Source organism: Chondrinema litorale (assembly GCF_026250525.1).
Taxonomy (GTDB): Bacteria; Bacteroidota; Bacteroidia; order Cytophagales; family Flammeovirgaceae; genus Chondrinema; species Chondrinema litorale.
The window spans coordinates 4,147,916-4,163,815 of sequence record NZ_CP111043.1; the positions used below are offsets into that span (position 1 = coordinate 4,147,916).

Here is a 15,900-nt window from a genome sequence, read left to right on the forward strand (position 1 = left end):
CCATTAAAGCCTATAAACTTTATTATAAAGTTTATAAACTTACATGTGATAAAAATCATCATTTTTATGAATGAATTGTAGATATTTCTTTGTATGAAGTATTAGATGTTCATTTCGTTAAAGAATCAACAATTTCTTTACATACATCAGCTAATTTTTCTATGCTGGCTTCTCTACAATCTGAAAATTGGATTAGCTTCATATAGGTAGGAAGCTCTGCTGAATAAAGGTATATGGGAACTAATACAGGCTCTATTTCTTCTTCTTCTCTGTGCCTGAAAACAGCTATGTTAAATTCTTCTTTACAAACTTTGGAATCAATATATGGAGCAGACAAAAATGCAATTACTCTTCTGCAGTTATCTAGTGCATCATAAAGTTCTTGTTGCCAACCTGAACCAGTATCTAAATCCTTTTTATCTAGGAAGACTTTGATGTCAGGTTTGAGTTTTAATAGCATATTTACTATTTCAGTTATCTCTTTATCATTTTTGTGTGAGTAACTTATAAATAGATCGTATTTAAAAATTCTATTTTGCTTTTTGCTGTTTTTCTGATCATACTTATGTTTTATTTCTTTAAATATTCTAAGAAGTTCGTTGGATTTATTTTCATCAATCTCAACAATGCTGATTCTTTCAACAGGCATACCCATGGTTAGCCAGTTTGCAGCAGCATCTATTAAAGGTTCAAGAATACTTTCGGGCGCGAATCCTTGATTGCCAGAAGTAACCAAAGGCATGGCAATTGATTTTATTCCAGGAGGAACAAAAACAAAAGGCATTAAACTTTGAAATATTTCTCCCACAAGCTCACTGGGATTACCTCTTGTTAAAGGTTCAAAGCAAAGAATTTTCTTGAAATTTTGTCCACTTATTTCTTTAGAAAGCCAACAAGAAAAGTTTTGTCTTAAGTCTACAGCTTTATCTTTTGCAATTTCTTTTACATTTACATTTTTTTCGAGCAGGCACTTAACTAATGAATTAGGGTCTGGCTCGTATCTGTTAGGATAGGCCGAAATAACCAGTACATCAACAGCTTTATCTTGAGGGATTGCAGTTAAATCGCCCTTATAAAGCTCAATTTGCTTTTCTTCGTCTAGATGGTAAACAGTGATTCTGTCCAGTAGTTTCATTGAATTAAGCTGTTATGTAAACAAATTTAATTATTTTTTATCTCCTACAAGTTATTTATTAATTGATTTAAATTATCTGCTGGCATCATTTCATTAAAAGAAATTCCTTTATCTTTGAAAAGATTTCTAACTATTGCACCAATTTTTTGAATTCTGATAATGAAGAGGAAGAAATATTTTATTATTGACTTTGACAGCACATTCACTAAAGTAGAAGCACTTGACGAATTATGTGAGATTGCCTTAGTTGGTAGGCCAGACAAAGATGCTATTGTAGGAAAGGTAAGAGAAATTACCGACAAAGCTATGGAAGGCAGTATCTCATTTGCTGATGCTTTAGAACAAAGAGTAAATCTTTTAGAAGCGAACTCATCGCATTTACCATTATTGGTTAGTAAACTCAAAACCAAGGTATCTGACTCTATAGTAAGGAACGAAGCCTTCTTTAGACAAAATGGAGATGATGTAATAATTATGTCCAATGGTTTTAAAGATTTTATTGTTCCGATAGTAACAGAGTACGGCGTTCTCGAATCTAATGTTTATGCAAACTCATTTACATTCGATGAAGAAGGAAATATTAATGGTTTCGATAGAAACAATCCTTTAGCTGGAGATAATGGAAAAGTGAAGTTGATGAAAGAGCTTAAGCTTGATGGAGATGTGTTTGTAATTGGAGATGGCTATACTGATTATCAAATTAGAGAAGCTGGCTTGGCTAATCAGTTTTATGCATTTACCGAGAATGTAAACAGAGAACAAGTTGCCAGTAAGGCAGATCACATTGCACCAAGTTTCGACGAAGTGCTATATGTGAATAAACTTCCAATGGCGATCTCTTATCCTAAAAACAGAATTAATGTTCTTTTACTAGAAAATATTCATGAAAAGGGAAGAGATATTTTTGTTCGAGAAGGATACCAGGTAGAAACTGTTAGCAGCGCTATGGACGAAGATGAACTTTGTGAAGCGATTAAGGATGTATCTATTCTTGGTATTAGATCTAAAACCAATCTTACTAAAAAAGTATTAGAGAATGCCAATAGACTAATGGCAGTTGGTGCTTTTTGTATTGGTACAAATCAAATTGATCTAGAAGCATGTCTAGATAAAGGTATTGCTGTATTTAATGCACCATTTAGTAATACTAGAAGTGTAGTAGAGTTGGCGATTGGCGAGATAATTATGTTGCTAAGAAATCTGCCAGACAAAATGGCTTCTATGCACAAAGGCAGTTGGGATAAATCTGCAAAAGATTCTTACGAAGTAAGAGGCAAGAAGCTTGGTATCGTGGGTTATGGAAATATCGGTTCGCAGCTTTCTGTGTTGGCAGAGAGTATGGGTATGGATGTTTACTATTACGATATGGTTGAAAAGCTTGCTTTAGGTAATGCAACTAAGTGTTATTCTTTAAAAGAGTTATTAAATACTGTTGATATTGTTTCTTTACACGTAGATGGTAGATTAGAAAATAAGATGGTATTTGGTAAAGAAGAGTTCGACCAAATGAAAGAAGGCTCTTATTTCTTAAACCTTTCTCGTGGCTTTGTAGTGGATATTCCTTATTTGGTTGAAAAACTAAAAAGCGGCTGGATAAAAGGTGCTGGGGTAGATGTATTCCCGAAAGAGCCTAAGAGTAACAATGAAGAGTTTGATTCTGAATTGAGAAATTTACCAAACTTAATTCTTACTCCACACATCGGTGGTAGTACTTTAGAAGCACAAGAAAACATTGCTGACTTTGTGCCAAGCAAAATAATTGAATATGTAAATACAGGTAACACATTTAACAGTGTGAACTTCCCTAATTTACAGTTACCTAAGTTAACCAATGCTCACAGACTATTGCACATCCATAAAAATGTGTCTGGTGTAATGGCAAAAATTAACTCAGTATTAGCTAAGCACGAAATAAACATTGTTGGACAATATCTAAAAACCAATGAGCAAGTTGGTTATGTAATTACCGACATAGATAAAAAATATCATCGTGATGTAATCAAAGACCTGAAGGCAATCGAAAACACTATTAAATTCAGGATTTTATACTAAGAATAAATGCTTGAATTAATCACAAACTATATAATAGACAATCCCATTGAAGCCATAAGTGCTGTATTTGGGATTGTTTGTGTTTATTTAAATGCCAAAGAAAATATTTGGGGTTGGCCAATTGGAATTATAAATGTTGCCATGGCAATTTATATCTTTTTACAACAGAGGTTGTATGGAGATATGGGCTTGCACGTGATCTATGTAATTCTGGGATTTTATGGCTGGTATAATTGGCTATATGGAGGCAAAGAACATAGTGAATTAAAAGTAACTTGGTCTTCATCTTCTAACCTGATGTTAATGTTGGTAATTGGTGTTGTAGGTACAGTAGGGTTGGGGTATTTCCTTTCAAATTATACCGATGCAGATTTACCTTTCTGGGATTCTTTTACTACGGTTTTTAGTTTAATAGCGCAGTATCAGCTCACTAAAAAATATCTCGAAAACTGGATAGTTTGGATAATAGTAGACCTTATTTGTGTATTTCTTTATTTCTACAAAGGTATTTACATATACAGTTTCTTGTATGTTGTGTATCTCGCGTTGGCTACAATGGGTTTCTTCAATTGGAAGAAATCTATGCAATCAGACTTAGCCTACAAATAAGAAGTTTTTCTACTTTAATTCTGAATGGAAAACCTGATAGTTTTTTGGAAATTGAATATCAGGTTTTTCTTCAAAAATTCCATAAACTGCAGAGCCAGAACCTGTCATAGAAACATATATCGCATGGTGTTCGTACATGCTACTTTTTAGCTTTTCTGTTGCAGGGAACTGCGGGAAAACACTTCTTTCAAAATCATTTACCAAATTATCTTTCCAGTTTTTTATTGGCTGATTCAGAATATCGGCGTTTTTAATTTGTGGTTCATTTGGAAGAACTCCACTATAAGCATGCACTGTTGAAATATGCAAATCTGGATACACTAATAAAATGTGCTTACCGGCGAGACTAAGTTCAGTTTTTTCGAAAATGTTTCCTGTGCCACTCACATTAACTGGTTTGTTTTCTATAAAGAAAGGGCAGTCGCTTCCTAATTTGCCAGCATACTCTTCCATTTGTTGAGTAGAAAGATCGAGCTTGAAAAGTTCGTTGTAAACTTTAATAGCAAAAGCACAGTCTGCTGAGCCTCCACCTAAACCCGCACCAATAGGAATTACTTTATGTAAATGGATTTTTACAGGAGAAATATCAAAATCTTGTTTGATTAAGTGATATGCCGATACTATCAGGTTTTGATCTTTATTACCTGGAATTGGAATACCTGTTAAGCTTACTTCTAATTTATCAGAATGAACAATTTCCAAAACATCGCACCATTCTACCGGATAAAAGCAAGAGGCAATATTATGGTAGCCATCAGGTCTTTTATTAAGAATGTTCAGTCCCAGATTGATCTTCGCGTTTGGAAATACCAGCATATACTTTTTTGCTCAAAACTGAAATGTAATTTTCAAAATTCCAAATCAGTAAACTGTAATATTATCTTCAAATGGAACAGAAACATTTCCAGCTTCATCTTTTAATCTGATGTAAACCTTCTGTAGGCCATTTCCAGACATTCTCCATGATACTTGATTAGAAAATGGCTCCCAGTTAGCACTTGAAAAGTTTTTAGAATTAGATAATTGTAAAAACTTAGCATCTGGCAAACCATTAATGTGTTTTACATTTAGAAAAAGATTAACATCAGTGCCATCAACAGCGGTTTCACCATTATTAATTTCAAAGGTGTAAATTACTGGTGCTTCTGTGTCTAGTGTGATCGTTTGAGTTAAGATAGGAGATTCATTTCCAGCTTTATCTCTAAATTTCACATAAACTGTTTTTTCTCCATCTTGCCCAAAAAGCCTCCATTTCTTTTCACTGTTATAAGGCATCCATTTATGAGGCAATGCGAATAATCCATTATTACTAATGATCATTTCATCAGCACCAGAAGCAGCTAGTTTTAGCATAACTTCGTGCTTAGCTGTAATAATATCATCGTTGTTTATTGATAGGCTTAAAGCTTCTGGCGCATCTCTATCTAGTACTAAATCAAGTTCTAATACTTCAGTTTCATTTCCTGCCTCGTCGCTAAATTTGGCATATACTTTTTTAGGACCATCACCTTCTGGTAAATGCCATTTTTTAATAGGGTATAAAGTTTCCCATGTAGCATCGCTAAAGCTTCTGTCATTAGAAACCATCATTTGTGTAGCTCCATCTGCTTGCAAAATTAAATTTACCTCGCCAGCAGGGTGGTTTACATGCGCATTATCTTGAACTTCAAATTTAGGTTTTGAGGGCTTTTCTCTGTCTAATTCAATTACAGCAGTTGCAACTTGAGATGTGTTACCATAAGTGTCTTTGAACTGCATGTATACAATTCTTTTATTATCTTCACTTTTAGCTAACTCCCAATTTACTTTCTCTTGATATGTTTTCCATTCGGCATTTTTCAGTGTATGAGAAGAGTTTGCCAAACGCATTTCTTTGGCGCCTTCTGAATAACTGTTGATTGTAACTGAGGTAGAATTTGTGTGCTGCTTACCTTCATTTATTGCGAGTGTGTTATTTTCTGGAGAAACTTCATCTATTGTAATAGTTTGCTGTATTGTTTCTGAGATATTCCCATAAAAATCTTTAAATCGGGCATAAATGGTTATTTCACCAGATGTTTTGCTCAATTTAAATGGGAAGGGCTTATCTGTATAAGCTCTCCAAGGCCTACCAGTAAAATTATCATATTCGCTTAATTGTACTTGGAATGCGTCATCTGCCTTTACTTTTACTTGTATATGGTTGGGGTTTAGATAGCGTAACCAAGCCAAGTTATTTAAAATGATACTACAGTTTTGTGGAGGTGTTCTGTCTAGCAATATTTGGTCTTTAATAGGAGACGACTCATTGAGTGTTTTACTTCTGAATTTCATATATATTGTTTTTAAGCCATCTTCACCAGATAAATTCCATTTGACAGACTTTTCGAGTGGTTGCCAAACAGAGTTGCTGAAGTTTTCAGATTCACTTATCATCATTTCAGTAGCTCTTACTGTAACAATATCGAGTTCTACTTTACCATTGTCGTTAGTTGTAAAGGGTTGATCATTATCTATTACAAAATCGCCATTATGCGGTTGAACTTCTTTTACTACTGAAGCAGGTTTTGCTTCTGAAATATTACCAGAAATATCCTTAAATCTTGTGTAAATAGTGTGTGTGCCACCCTCGTTACCAATAAAATAATGGAAAGGCTGAGTTGAGTACGGTAGCCAACGAGCTTTTTGAAAATCTGGATATTTACTAATTTGCATACTTATGGCATCATCTGCATTTACATTCACCTCAACTATTGGCTTTATAGTTCTCTCTCTGCCTCTATTTATTTGAATATTAGTATTTTGTGGTGGAAGTATATCTAGAATAATGTCATCATATTTTGTAGCTGATTCGATGCCTGTTTTACTTTTAAATTTTGCATAAACCCTTTTTACACCTTCTCCTTCACTTAAAGTCCATTGAATTTTTGATTTGTATGGAACCCATGCTGAACTGCTAAAGTCTTTATCGTTACTAACCATCATTTCTGAAGCACTTCTCGCATTGATAACCAATTCTACAGTTCTTTCAGGGTTGGTACAGAACTCAGCATTTTTGTCTATGTAGATAGCTACAAATACTGGGTTAATTTCAAGTTTTATTTCTGCCGAAATGATTCCAGAAGTATTATCTGCTTGATCTTTAAATCGTGTATAAACCTTTTGTGTACCAGAAACCTTGGTGAGTACAAAATTGAAGTGGCGGTTTGTGTATCCTTTCCAATTAACTTCTTCAAATGTGCTGTCTTCACTAATTTGCATAAGTGTTGCCTCTTTGGCTTCTACCTTCACCAGAATTTTTTGATTGAATGTATTCGGAATGCCATTATTCAGTTCAATTTTAACTGGAATTGGCGTAGTCGTATCTAAAATTATTTTGTCTGAAGCAGTCTCTGAAAGAGTTTCTGTTTCACTTTTAAACTTTACATAGACGGTTTTTTCACCATCTTTATCTTCTAGCACCCAGTCTTTTTCGGTTTGATAAGGTTCCCAATTTGCGCCAGAGAAATCTGCCGTATTGCTCACCATCATTTGAGCGGCTTCTTTAGCAAAAATGTGAAGTTTAACATTCCTATCGCTTCTATTGCAATAGACCGCATTATTATCGATTTCAATTTTTGCACTTACAGGTTTTACCTCAATTAATATTTCTGATGAAACTGCTTCTGATATATTGCCTGCATCATCCATAAATCTTGCATAGACTTTCTTGGAGCCAGGTGAGTTTTCTAATGTGATAAAAATCGGACTGTTATGATAGTTTTTCCAGATTTCTCCTTTAAAATCAGGTCTGTTACTTACCTGCATAAAAGTGGCTTCTTCAGCTTTAACAACTGCATTTACATATGCATACTGTGTTCTTTCATCTCCATTATTTAAGATAACCTTGGCATCGTGTGGAGGGGTGGCATCCATCATAATTTCGTCAGAAGAAATTTCTGATTCATTTTCAGCAACGTCTTTAAATTTCACATAGATTTTCTTGTTGCCATCTTCGGTACTGAATTTCCACTTTTTTTTCTCTTTAAAAGGCTCCCAGTTTCTACCATTAAAATCTGGTTCATTACTTACCATCATGTACCTAGCATCCGATGCCCATATTTTTAGCTCAACTTCTGGGTCTTTTATGTAGATATCTCCATCATTTATTAAGATTTTACCTCCAAAAGGTGGGGCTGTATCTACAATTATTTCATCATAAATAACTTTAGATTCATTTTTAGCAATGTCTCTATAGGTAATTGCTACTCTATACCTGCCATCTTTGTAATTACCCAGTTCCCAATCGTAGTACTTTTCGTCGTATAAGCGCCATTTAAGACCGAAGAATGCAGCACCATTTGCCAGTTTCATGTATTTGCCTTCTTTTACATGTAGTTTTAAATCTACCAGGTTGTTATGCTCATTTAGATATTTTTCGCCAGTTAAGCTATCAATCACAATTGCTCCATGAATTATTTCAATTTTAGCATCAAATGGTGCTTTGGTATCGATAGTTACTTTATCTTCATAAACTTCAGATTCATTACCTGCATGATCTTTAAATTTCACATATATATTTCGCTCTCCGTCACCAGGTGTAAAGTTGTATTTAATTTTTTGGTAATATGGTTCCCATCTGGCATGCTTAAAGTCTGAATTTTCGCTCACGATAATCCAGTCTGCACCTGTAATAGTAGATTCTATTATGATGTTTTCGAGATAATTGAGGTAATTATTCCCTTCATTTAATACTACCTCTCCGTTTTTAGGAGCCTCGGTATCGAGAATAATTCTATCCATTATTAATTGAGAAATATTCCCGTCGCGGTCTTTATATTTTAAAAATACTTCTTTTTTGCCATCTCCAGGTAGTAACTCCCATTGTAAGTGATTGCTAACGGTTTGCCAACTAGCAGCAGGAAAAGAAGGATCGTTACTAATTAGTAAACTATCTACATCCATGATTTTTATAGTAATATCCACCTTGGCAGATTGCGTATATTTATCATTGTTGTTAATGTAGATACCAGTTTGTGCTTGCAGAGTAAAGCCTGCAAAAAATATAAGCCCACAAAAAATTAGAAGATGCTTTTTAAATATCTGACTAAAAGTTAATGGCTGTTTTCTGAGAATATTTAAAAATCCTTTCATCGCAAAAGAGCACTTTAAGAAGTATTTATATGTCATTACAGTAATGAGTTCGATGCAATACTACATTGAAACGTAGTTCGTCAATATTTCTTAAATCTGAAGTAGGCTATTTGAAATAATTCTACATAAAACTTACAAGTGAGGAAATCTTGATACTAAATAAAGGCAAAAAGCTTTTTGTATTTACGCCAATATAATAGTATAAATGGATTTTTTGAGAAGGCAATTTTTTATTTTCAGCTTTATTTTTTTTGTATTTTCGTGTAGTGATGAGGATTACCTGCCACAGCACTATCTTGTTTCAGATTTAAATCTTAAAGAATATTCTTTTTCTGATGAAGCTGAGATGAATGAGTTAAGAAGTATCATCTTTGATGAACTTGCAAGAAACATTACTAGTGAGCATTATCTATTGATTCAAAATCTACCTTCGCTTGCTGTAACCGCTGGCAGCAAAAATGCTGATGAAATTGCTTTAGATCAATACAATTGGTCAGCTGATAATTATTCTTTCCAAGTGGTATGGGAAGATATGTATAAGGCAATATCACATCTTAATAGCATTATAGAAAGTCTGGATTATAAAAGTGTAAAACAGTATGCCTTTGCTAGGCAGTTGTACTTAGAAGCCTGTTATTTAAGAGCATTTTATTATTTCGAGTTAGCAGTGATGTATGGTAACGTGCCAGTATTAAATGAAAAAATTAATAGTAAATCAGATTTTGAGAATGTTAATGTGGTAAGTGTAGATAATCAAGACTATCTATGGGAAACTATTTTTAGTGATTTAAACCATGCTCTAGAATTAAAAGAAGGATCTGTTTCGGCTAGTACAACACAATACAAAGTATCAGGTCATTGGGCTGTAAAAGCATTATTAGGTAAGGTTTATTTATACCGATCTTCCAAAGGAATCGCCGATGAATGGCAGTTAGCTTTTAAACAGTTTAATGACATTATAAATAGTGGTAAGTTTATTTTGGAAAAAAACTATGCGAATTTATTTGAGGAAAATTTAGCCGTTGGTGTTGAGGCCATTGTAAAAACAAGTTACTATTTAGAGTTAACAAAGAAAAGCGATCTGGGAGCTGTATTTGTAATTCCTTCAAATGAATTTATTTCTATGTTAGGTGATGTTGATAGTAGGAAAAGTGCTGTACTAAGTTATGATCAAGGTAAATGGTATTATAAAAAATATAATCCGCTAATAAGCTCTACTTCAAATTCATTAATTTATGTTTCTAGGTTGGCAGATGTATGGTTGATGCAGTCTGAATGCTTAAATCATATTTCGTCTCAAGATAGATCAAGATTAACAGGTATTAATCTTGTAAGAGAAAGAAGTGGACAATCTCCATTAGAAAAAAATACTTTAACTTCCACTGAATTTGTAGAGCTACTACAAATTGAAAAGGAGAAAGAGTTTGTATTAGAAGCAAGAAGCCTGTTTGATTATAGAAGGTGGGGAGCAGACTTTATACAAAAGCAATTTCCTGAGTTAACCATATCTGAAAAACACTTGCTTTTTCCCATTCCAGAAACAGTCTTACAAGACGAATTCTTCTCAAAGTGGAATCTTAAGCAAAACAAAGGTTACTAAATAAAAAATCCCTTTCAAAGCGAAAGGGATTTTTTGTGGAGAATATCGGATTCGAACCGATGGCCTCTTGCATGCCATGCAAGCGCTCTAGCCAACTGAGCTAATCCCCCATAACTTTATGCAAATATATGCATAAACATTAAATCAACAATTTTCTTTAAAAATTTGACATTGAATGAAAATTTGGATGTGGAGCCTTTATATTTATGAATATATAAATTTTGTAAGAATAAGTTTTACTAAATTAACTAGCAATTATGAAGACAATTTTACTGTTTGGTCTACTCTGGTTATACATTACTACATCAATCAATGCTCAAGAAATTATTAATAGGGATGCTGAAATAGCTAAAATGGTTTCTGAAATCTCGGCAGAGAATATTGAAGCCAATGTGAGAAAACTAGTAACTTTTGGTACCAGACATACTTTAAGTGATACAAAAAGCAAGGATAAAGGTGTTGGTGCTGCAAGAATATGGGTGAAAAGTCAGTTTGATCTTTATGCCGAAGAATCTGGTGGAAGATTTACCGCAGAAATTGATGAATATACCATTGAGGCTGATGGTAGAAGAATTCCAGAAGAAGCTTTATCAGCCAACGTAGTTGGGGTTTTAAAAGGTACTAATCCCGACGATGACCGAGTGTTTTTAATTACAGGGCATTTGGACTCGCGAGCTACAGATGTAATGGATACAGAAATAGACGCGCCAGGTGCGAATGATGATGGTTCTGGTGTGGCAGTTGTAATGGAATTAGCCAGAATTATGAGTAAAAGAGAGTTTCCTTCAACAATTATATTTATGGCGGTAACAGGTGAGGAGCAAGGCTTATATGGAGCTGGTTACATGGCAGATAAGTTATTGGCAGATAGTACAAACTTAGTTGCTGTAGTTAATAACGATATGGTAGGAAATAGCACTTCTAGTGGAACAAATTTGCTAGATAATACGCAAGTGAGAGTTTTTAGTGAGGGTGTGCCTGCATTTGAAACAGAAGAAATGGAGCGAATGAGAAGATATACAAGTGCAGAAAACGATAGTAAATCTCGACAATTGGCAAGATATATTAAAGAAGTGGGAGAAAGATATGTAGATCAGCTGGAAGTAAAATTGGTTTATAGAAATGACCGATTTTTGCGCGGAGGAGATCATACACCTTTTGCCAGAAAAGGATTTACAGCAGTTCGTATGTGTGAGATGAATGAAAATTATTATCATCAACACCAAACTGTAAGAAAAGAAGATGGCATACAGTATGGCGATTTACCAGAGTTTATGGATTTTGAATATGCCAGAAAAAATGCTGGAGTAAATTTGGCAACACTGGCTAACTTAGCTTGGGCACCAGCTTCACCAGAAAATGTAGGGGTAGATGTTTCTGGTTTAAGTAATAGCACAAGACTAGTTTGGGACGATCCTCAAATAGGTAAGAAACCTAAAGGATATTATGTTTTGATGCGTGAAACATATCAGCCTTTGTGGGAGAAGAAATTTTATGTTGAAGGTAACGAAGCTGTTATACCTTACTCAAAAGACAATTACTTTTTTGCGGTTCAAGCAGTAGATGAAGAAGGGCATGAAAGTTTAGCTATTTTTCCAGTTCCCAAAAGGTGATTTATAAATACAAAGAGAATATTTAAATTATTTTTTAATTGGTTGATTATTATAAAGTTCTTTTAATTCCTCCAACAGCAAGCACTACTGAGATCAAAGCCAGTTTTAAGAAGCTGGCTTTGCAGTATCATCCTGATAGGAATCCAAATAATTTGCAGGCTGAGGAAAAGTTTAAAGAAATAAATGAAGCTTATCAGGTTTTGTCTGACCCTGATAAAAGAGCAACGTATGATTTTCTATTAAGATATGGATTTCAGTTACAGCAAGAGCAGGAAGCTCAACAAAGCCAAAGAAGACCTAGAACATACTATAAAGGTAAAAAAGTAAGGCCGGAAGCTAGAAAAGTAAGATTTCTTTATTTCTACATTTTTGCTGGCTTTACAGTGTTCATTGTATTAGGTTTTTTCTTCTTCTCATTTATGGAGACGCAAGCTGCCAGAACGATGTTGAGTAAAGCAAAAGAGCATTATTATATCAACCATAATTCTTTTTATGCCTTAAAATTTCTAGAAGGAGCTGTTACAAAAGACGAGGGGCTTTCAGAAGCTTATTATTTAACTGGTAAAATCTTGTTTAATGAAGGTCAGAACAATATAGAAAGCTTATATAATTTAGATAAAGCTATTTATACTGCTAATAATTTAGAAGATAGTGTAGGGAATTATTATTTGTTGAGAGGAAAAGTGAATATGGCTTTACATAAAACTGATAATGCTGTTTCTGACTTTAAAGAAGCATTTAATTTGTTACCAGATAATTCTGAACTACAAAGAAAGCTAGCTGAACTATACTTGTATAAACTTCAAAACTTTGATGAAGCACTTATGTATTATGATAAGCTATTAAATAAAGCTCCTAAAGATTATGATGCTTTGGTTGGGAAAGGAGTTTGTCTACAGAAAAAAAGAGAGTATCAAAAATCATTATCCTTTTTGGAAGAGGCAAAAAATGAAAAACAAAGCAATGGCGAGGCACTTTATTATTTAGGCTGGCATGCTTTAAACTTCAAAAGTGATAGTATAGAAGCTTGCAATTACTGGAATGAAGCAAAAGTTAAAGGTGTACGACAAGCTGAAGTACTTATAGAGAAATACTGCTCAGGAATTTGATAGCGTTTTCTTTTTTCGACGTCTTTTTATCAAAGCTTTTATTATGTAGAAAGCAATAATAGCTAGGATTATAAAAGGCCATATATAACTTAAAGAGACTATAAAATCGAGAAAAATATCCCATCCGCTGTTTAGGCCTTTTCCAATTCTAGATAAGAACCCCGGAGTAATGGCTGTATTTTCTTGCTCAATGGTTTGGTAAAAACTTAATCGGATTGTACTTAATGAAACTTGATTACTTAAATATCTGAGTCTACCTTCAGTGGCATCTATTTCTTCTCTAATTTCTCCTAACTTCTTTTCAACTTCAAGTATTTCTTCTATACTTTTTGCTTGTTTTAGTATTTCTAAATACCTCTCTTCAATTTTCTTTTTGGCATTTAGTCTGGCAGAAATGTCTACAAATTCTTCAGTTACATCTTGTGTGTTAATTTGTTTTGAGTTTACAAAATCAGCATAAGAAACTAAAGATTCTACCAAGCCTTCAAACTTCTTGTTTTCTACTCTAATTACTAGGTTATAAGAAACTTGATAGCTATAATTTTCTTGATTACTTGTAAATATAACTGCGTTACTATCAGCGACTAATTTTTTTACTTTCTCATAACATGCCTCAATATCAATCACTTGATATCTGATGTCTGCTGTTTTGATTAACTTTTTTTCTTGGGGTGAGGGAGATTGGTTTTGCTCTTGTTTATTAGATATTGATCTGGCAAATTCAGCATCGTCGTAACTTTCATCTTCAAAAGCAAGAGCGCTTTCAGCTACTTTAGCTTCTGTACTAAAAGTTTCCTGCCTGCTTTGTTCAAGCTGGCAGGAAACTAAAATTGATAATAAAAATATTATATAAGTTTTTCTCATTACATCAAAGCAGATACAATTGTTTCAATTGTATAAGTAGCGCCAGCAGCTGTAACAGCGGCATAAGCGGCGGTTTCAATTGGTTTTAATCTTTCATCTTCTACATCTTGAAGAAGTTTAAAAGAGCTTTCTTTAGGAAAAGTTTGTTTGCTGCCATCAGTAAATTCTAGAATGATTTCACTCGCATTATTGGATACTTTTCTGACAATTTTAGACATGAGATTAGTTTTATAGTTAGAGTTAAAAATGGTATTTTAATATACATAAAAAAAGTGCATAAAACATCAGTCTAGTAAATTCCCCATTTAATCTCCTCTAAAGCTCTTATGGCTTTGTCTTTATAAGAATCAGAAATATTTTCCTGCATATCTTCAAAAACTTCTTGTGCTTTGTTTAAGTCGCCATTTTTAAGAAAAGCCAAGCCCAAATACCACTTAGTTTTTGATAGATAATCGTGATTATAATCTGATATTTCTAAAAAGGTATCTATGGCTTTTTGAGGATTGTTATTCGCCAAATAAGCATTTCCTAAATAGAATATCAGTTTTGCATCTTTCTCTTTGTCTTCTTTTCTAGCTTCTTCAAACAATTTAATTGCCACTTCATAATTCCTTTCCTGGTACTCCAAATAAGCTTGTTGTATCTTATCTGCAGTTACTTGAGGTATACTTGACCGATTCAACTCTATATCTTCCGGATTCTCTCTAATAAATGGATAAGCACCTTGTCCAATTTCATTGTAAGCTAATTGGAAAGCTACTTCCGGCTCAGAGGTTTGGAAAAATACAAACGTTAATGCTATTAGTATTACTATGCTTGCAGCAATACTGTATAGAAAAAATTTGGATTGAAATGGTGCTTCAGAGTTATTCTCATTTTTACTACTTACATGTAGTGGTGAAGCAGGTTGTTTTTCAGAAACGAATACACCAAAATCTTTTTCTAAGTCAAATTCCGATGCTGGTAAATTATTCTCATCAAACTTATCTAAGTCGTTAGAATAGCTTAATAATTCTCTTCTAAGCTGATTTCTGGAAGTATATTTAATTCCAGGAATTATCCACTTTAAATCTTCGAACAATTTGGCAAAATCGGGATTGTCGTTAATTTTTTGTCTAAAGTTGGCTGTTTCTTCTTCAGACAATCGATTGTCTAGGTAGTTTTCGATTAATTCAATATCTCTTAGTTCATTCTCCATTGGTAACAATTCAATTGACTAACAATTTTCTAAGTCTTTTCATACACTTAGCTTTTTGGTTTTTGGCTACGTCAGCCGTATTATAGCCTAATCTTTCTGCTATTTCAATCATCCTACACTTATGGTAATAATATAGCTCTAGTAGGGTTTTACAGGGGTTTCCCATTTTAACCATACACGCTTCTACTTGTTTCAGTTTATCTTCAAACTCTAGTTCTTCATCGTCTAGAATTTCAAAGGTTTCACTTTCATTCTTTTTAATTTCAACCTGAATATCGTTAAAGCGACTACTCTTTTTTACAAAGGCAAGTGTTTTATTGATACCAATTTGAAAGAAATAGGTTTTTAAAGTGCTAGTAAGATTTTCCTTTGTTAGTTTTCCTTTAGTGATATTTTCATATAGACTCACCATAGCGTCGTTAAAAATATCTTCTGCATCGTCATATTTTAATTTTGGAAATTTCCTAATAATTAGCCCGATGAATTCATGATGATACTGGTTATATATGTTTTTTAAAACCTTAGTATCCCCACCACTCATCTTCTCTACGATCATAATGTCATCCATTACTACTTTTAATTGAGATTGTTATTTAAAGTAACCTTGT

At 33.6% G+C, this 15,900-nt stretch carries 12 protein-coding genes and 1 tRNA gene; 5 read left to right on the forward strand and 8 right to left on the reverse strand.

Annotation, left to right across the window (positions count from 1 at the left end; all coding sequences use genetic code 11):
* Positions 1-109 precede the first annotated feature (109 nt).
* Entirely contained in the window at positions 110-1,135 is a 1,026-nt protein-coding gene (locus OQ292_RS17140; protein ID WP_284683367.1) for a toll/interleukin-1 receptor domain-containing protein, read from the reverse strand.
* Between the two features lie 159 nt (positions 1,136-1,294).
* Between OQ292_RS17140 and serA the strand changes: the two genes are divergently transcribed.
* Both serA and pnuC read left to right on the forward strand, forming a co-directional pair.
* Entirely contained in the window at positions 1,295-3,187 is a 1,893-nt protein-coding gene (gene serA / locus OQ292_RS17145; RefSeq protein ID WP_284683368.1) for a phosphoglycerate dehydrogenase, read from the forward strand.
* A 6-nt stretch (positions 3,188-3,193) separates the two neighbouring features.
* A complete protein-coding gene (gene pnuC / locus OQ292_RS17150) occupies positions 3,194-3,796 on the forward strand; it encodes a nicotinamide riboside transporter PnuC (RefSeq protein WP_284683369.1) in 603 nt (200 codons plus the stop codon).
* 9 nt (positions 3,797-3,805) lie between these two features.
* Here the strand turns inward: pnuC and ispE are convergent, their stop codons facing one another.
* Together ispE and OQ292_RS17160 are read right to left on the reverse strand one after the other, a co-directional pair.
* Positions 3,806-4,612 carry a 4-(cytidine 5'-diphospho)-2-C-methyl-D-erythritol kinase gene (gene ispE / locus OQ292_RS17155; RefSeq protein ID WP_284683370.1) on the reverse strand — a complete coding sequence of 269 codons (807 nt, stop codon included), beginning with the start codon at positions 4,610-4,612 and terminating at the stop codon, positions 3,806-3,808.
* A 45-nt stretch (positions 4,613-4,657) separates the two neighbouring features.
* Positions 4,658-8,908, reverse strand: coding sequence for a hypothetical protein (locus OQ292_RS17160; protein WP_284683371.1), 4,251 nt, complete (start codon positions 8,906-8,908; stop codon positions 4,658-4,660).
* Positions 8,909-9,113: 205 nt separating this feature from the next.
* On the opposite strand from OQ292_RS17160, the gene OQ292_RS17165 reads away from it, so the two are divergent.
* Positions 9,114-10,508, forward strand: coding sequence for a RagB/SusD family nutrient uptake outer membrane protein (locus OQ292_RS17165; protein WP_284683372.1), 1,395 nt, complete (start codon positions 9,114-9,116; stop codon positions 10,506-10,508).
* Positions 10,509-10,544: 36 nt separating this feature from the next.
* On the opposite strand, the gene OQ292_RS17170 is transcribed toward OQ292_RS17165, so the two are convergent.
* Positions 10,545-10,618 (reverse strand) — tRNA-Ala (locus OQ292_RS17170).
* A 147-nt stretch (positions 10,619-10,765) separates the two neighbouring features.
* Between OQ292_RS17170 and OQ292_RS17175 the strand changes: the two genes are divergently transcribed.
* Both OQ292_RS17175 and OQ292_RS17180 read left to right on the forward strand, forming a co-directional pair.
* Complete coding sequence (locus OQ292_RS17175) at positions 10,766-12,121, forward strand: M20/M25/M40 family metallo-hydrolase (RefSeq protein WP_284683373.1); 1,356 nt, start codon at positions 10,766-10,768, stop codon at positions 12,119-12,121.
* Positions 12,122-12,159: 38 nt separating this feature from the next.
* On the forward strand, positions 12,160-13,230 hold the full coding sequence (locus tag OQ292_RS17180) for a tetratricopeptide repeat protein (RefSeq protein WP_284683374.1): 1,071 nt from the start codon (positions 12,160-12,162) through the stop codon (positions 13,228-13,230).
* On the opposite strand, the gene OQ292_RS17185 is transcribed toward OQ292_RS17180, so the two are convergent.
* The 4 genes from OQ292_RS17185 to OQ292_RS17200 form a co-directional block, all read right to left on the reverse strand.
* On the reverse strand, positions 13,219-14,094 hold the full coding sequence (locus tag OQ292_RS17185) for a DUF4349 domain-containing protein (RefSeq protein ID WP_284683375.1): 876 nt from the start codon (positions 14,092-14,094) through the stop codon (positions 13,219-13,221). The genes OQ292_RS17180 and OQ292_RS17185 overlap by 12 nt on opposite strands.
* The gene (locus OQ292_RS17190) at positions 14,094-14,312 is read right to left on the reverse strand and encodes a hypothetical protein (protein ID WP_284683376.1); all 219 of its coding nucleotides are present in this window, start codon (positions 14,310-14,312) and stop codon (positions 14,094-14,096) included. The genes OQ292_RS17185 and OQ292_RS17190 overlap by 1 nt, the downstream gene beginning before the upstream one ends.
* Positions 14,313-14,383: 71 nt before the next feature.
* Positions 14,384-15,292, reverse strand: a complete 909-nt coding sequence (locus tag OQ292_RS17195; protein ID WP_284683377.1) for a tetratricopeptide repeat protein — start codon at positions 15,290-15,292, stop codon at positions 14,384-14,386.
* A gap of 10 nt (positions 15,293-15,302) precedes the next feature.
* A complete protein-coding gene (locus OQ292_RS17200) occupies positions 15,303-15,848 on the reverse strand; it encodes an RNA polymerase sigma factor (RefSeq protein ID WP_284683378.1) in 546 nt (181 codons plus the stop codon).
* Positions 15,849-15,900: the final 52 nt, after the last annotated feature.